The following is a 2,755-nucleotide window of genomic DNA, read 5'->3' on the forward strand; positions in this document are numbered from 1 at the left end:
CCTGCTGGATGCTGTCCAGCGCGCCCTCGATGTTGCCGAAGGCCGTTACCACGATGACGGGCGTGTCCGGCAGTTGCGCGCGCACCTCGTTCAGCACGATGAGCCCATCGCCCGGGTTGGGCATGGCCATGTCGGTGAGCACGAGATCGAACGGCCCATCCTCGGCGAGCCGCGCGGCGGCCTCCTTCGGATCCGCGGCCTGGTTCACCTTCCCCAGCATGCCGAGCAGGCGCTCGAGCAAGTCCCGCGCGTGAGGGTCATCATCGACGACGAGGATGCGGGCAGCCTTCATGTACCGACTCCGCGGACGAGAGGGGGCGCGGCCTCGGCCGCGAGGGGAAAGCGAACGGTGATCCGGGTGCCCGAGTCCGGCTCCGAGCACACCCGCAGCGAGCCGCCATACGCATCCACCAGGCGCTTCGTGGTGGCCAGGCCGAGCCCGTGTCCGGGGCGTCCACGGGCCTCCGGGGCGCGGAAGAACGGCTGGTAGAGCTTCGCCTGCGTCTCCGCGCTCATGCCGATGCCGTTGTCGGCCACCTCCAGCACGGCCTCACCGCCCTCGCGCGCCACCTTCACGCAGACGCGCGCGTCCGGCCGGCCCGCGGTGTACTTCACCGCGTTGGACAGCAGGTTCTGCGCGATGAGCTGCAAGAGCTGCGAGGGGCAGGACACCTTCACACCGGACGCCAGCTCGCGCTCCAGCGCCACGCCCTGCGCGGCGGCCGTCTGGCTCACCTCCAGCAGCAGCGTGCTCACGGCGGTGTCCAGCTCGCCCACCACCGGCTCGCCCCGAGTGCCCGCCCGGCAGAAGCGCAGCAGCGCCTCGATGAGCTCGCCCATGCGCACCGCACTGGACTCGGAGAGCGAGACGAGCTCCAGCGCCTGCGCGTCCTTCACCGCCCCCGAGCGGCGCAGCAGCGTGAGGTAGCCCTTGAGCGGCGACAGCGGCCCCATCAGGTCATGCGCCACGCGCCGCGTGAAGGCGTCCAGCTCCTGGTTGCGCCGAGCCAGCTCCTCCAGCTGCGCCTGGATGGTGCGCTCCTGCCGCTGGAGCACCGAGGTGATGCGCCAGCCCACCGCCAGCGACACCAGCACGGCCAGCAGCGTCACCACGCCGCCGTAGGCGAGGTTGCGCACGCGCAGCGAGGCCAGGTGCTCCAACAGCAGCCGCGCCTCGTCCGCGTTCTCCTGGGCGAGCTGCCCCGCCAGCCCGTCAATCTCCTCGGCCAGCGGGCGCACCTGCTCCACCAGGTGGTGCCGTGCCTGCTCGGACTCCTTGCGGTGGGAGAAGACGGCCGTGGTGCGCACCTGCTGGGCCAGCCGGGTGCAGGCCACGTTGAAGCGCTGCCACACCACGAGCGTGTCGTCGCTCGGCAGGTTGCGCGTGTAGTCCCCGGTGGCCTCGCGGATGTCCGCGAGGATGTCCTCCATCACCTCGTTGGCGGCCTGTCGCTGGCCGTCGTCGGTGGCGCGGATGTGGGCCTCGATGGCGGACTCCAGCGAGAGGGCGTCCACGCGGATGCGGCCGATCAGCCCGGCCCGCTCCAGCGCCTCCTGGACGCGCTGGGCCACCTGGCGGCCGGTGCGCACCTCCGTCCACAGGGTGAAGGCGGCCACCGCCGACAGCAGCATCACCGCGAAGAGGAAACCGGCGCGGTAGCCGCGAATGGGCACCCGCGCGCTCACGGACGGCTCCAGGGGCTCAGCGCGAGCCTCCCTCGGACGGGCCGGCCGGCTCCGGGGTGGCGGCGGACGGAGGCTGGCTGCGCCGGCGCGCCCGGGAGAGCGCCGACTGGTACCACACGTCCTCCAGCTCCTCCCGCAGCTCCGCCTGCTCGCGCTGCCGCGTCACGAGCTGCGCGTTGTGCTCGACCAGGGAGTGCCGCTCCACCGCCGCGCGCGCCAGCTCCTCCTCTAATAGACGCGCGAGCTGCGCGGACTCGGCGCGCTCCTGGGCCGCCGTCTCCAGCGCACTCTCCGCCTGGGCGAGCCGCACCGCGAGTGCTTCCGCGCGCTCGTGCTCCACCTGGGACTGCCGCTGCCACCGCTCCACCTCCGCCGACGCCTGAGGCTGGGAGGAGACCCGCGGGGTTGCGCATCCCACACCCACCCCACCTACCACCACCGCGATGAAGAGGTACCGCATGACCTTCGCTCCCGTCCTCCGGACGCACGGGATGCGCCTCCAGGCTAGACCGGGCTCTACCGTCACCGGCTGACAGGGCCAGCATCCCCAAGACGGGGGGTGTCGTCAAAGACCTCCGGCACTTTCCTGGGGAGCGTGCCCCCAGGCCGGGCAGGCACCTTGGGGAAAATCTCCGCAACCCGGCGGGGGCTTCCCTGGGGACGGGCCATGGCACGGCGGGTGCTCAGTGTCCGAAACGTAACGCCGCAATGCCGCGACGTTTCGTTGCCACTCGGAGCATCCACCATGAAGAACCTGTTCGCCGCCCTCGTCGTGACCGCCTCCATGACGGCGTTTGCCTCCGAGCCCGTGAAGGCCGAGGCCAAGCCCGAGGCCGCTCCGGCCGCCGTGAAGGCCGAGGCCAAGCCGGAGGCCGCTCCCGCCCCCGTGAAGGCCGAGGCCAAGCCGGAGGTCGCTCCCGCTCCCGTGAAGGCCGAGGCCAAGCCCGAGGTCGCTCCCGCTCCCGCTCCCGTGAAGGCCGAGGCCAAGCCGGAGAGGAGCGCCCCCGTGAAGAAGACCAAGAAGGCCACCAAGACCGCCGCGGAGATCAAGTAGTCCCCGCGCTTCAGC

General features: G+C 71.9%; 4 protein-coding genes. 1 reads left to right on the plus strand and 3 read right to left on the minus strand.

Going from position 1 to position 2,755, the window contains the following annotated elements; all coding sequences use genetic code 11:
- The 3 genes from VF697_RS29455 to VF697_RS29465 form a co-directional block, all read right to left on the minus strand.
- The coding region (locus tag VF697_RS29455; protein WP_331100087.1) for a response regulator at positions 1 to 292 on the minus strand (292 nt) is incomplete at its 3' end.
- On the minus strand, positions 289 to 1,632 hold the full coding sequence (locus VF697_RS29460; protein WP_331100092.1) for an ATP-binding protein: 1,344 nt from the start codon (positions 1,630 to 1,632) through the stop codon (positions 289 to 291). The genes VF697_RS29455 and VF697_RS29460, both read right to left, overlap by 4 nt.
- 70 nt (positions 1,633 to 1,702) lie before the next feature.
- Positions 1,703 to 2,146 (minus strand): hypothetical protein, encoded by a 444-nt coding sequence (locus tag VF697_RS29465; protein ID WP_331100088.1) that lies wholly within the window; start codon positions 2,144 to 2,146, stop codon positions 1,703 to 1,705.
- A gap of 285 nt (positions 2,147 to 2,431) precedes the next feature.
- Here VF697_RS29465 and VF697_RS29470 point away from each other — a divergent pair, with 285 nt between their 5' ends.
- Positions 2,432 to 2,740, plus strand: a complete 309-nt coding sequence (locus tag VF697_RS29470; RefSeq protein ID WP_331100090.1) for a hypothetical protein — start codon at positions 2,432 to 2,434, stop codon at positions 2,738 to 2,740.
- The last annotated feature ends 15 nt before the right edge of the window (positions 2,741 to 2,755 follow it).

The organism is Archangium sp. (assembly GCF_036388035.1).
GTDB lineage: Bacteria > Myxococcota > Myxococcia > Myxococcales > Myxococcaceae > Archangium.

Coding starts and splice junctions, on each gene's coding strand:
- VF697_RS29460 (WP_331100092.1), bottom strand. CDS start 1,632: ATGCTGCTGTCGGCGGTGGCCGCCTTCACCCTGTGGACGGAGGTGCGC.
- VF697_RS29465 (WP_331100088.1), bottom strand. CDS start 2,146: ATGCGGTACCTCTTCATCGCGGTGGTGGTAGGTGGGGTGGGTGTGGGA.
- VF697_RS29470 (WP_331100090.1), top strand. CDS start 2,432: ATGAAGAACCTGTTCGCCGCCCTCGTCGTGACCGCCTCCATGACGGCG.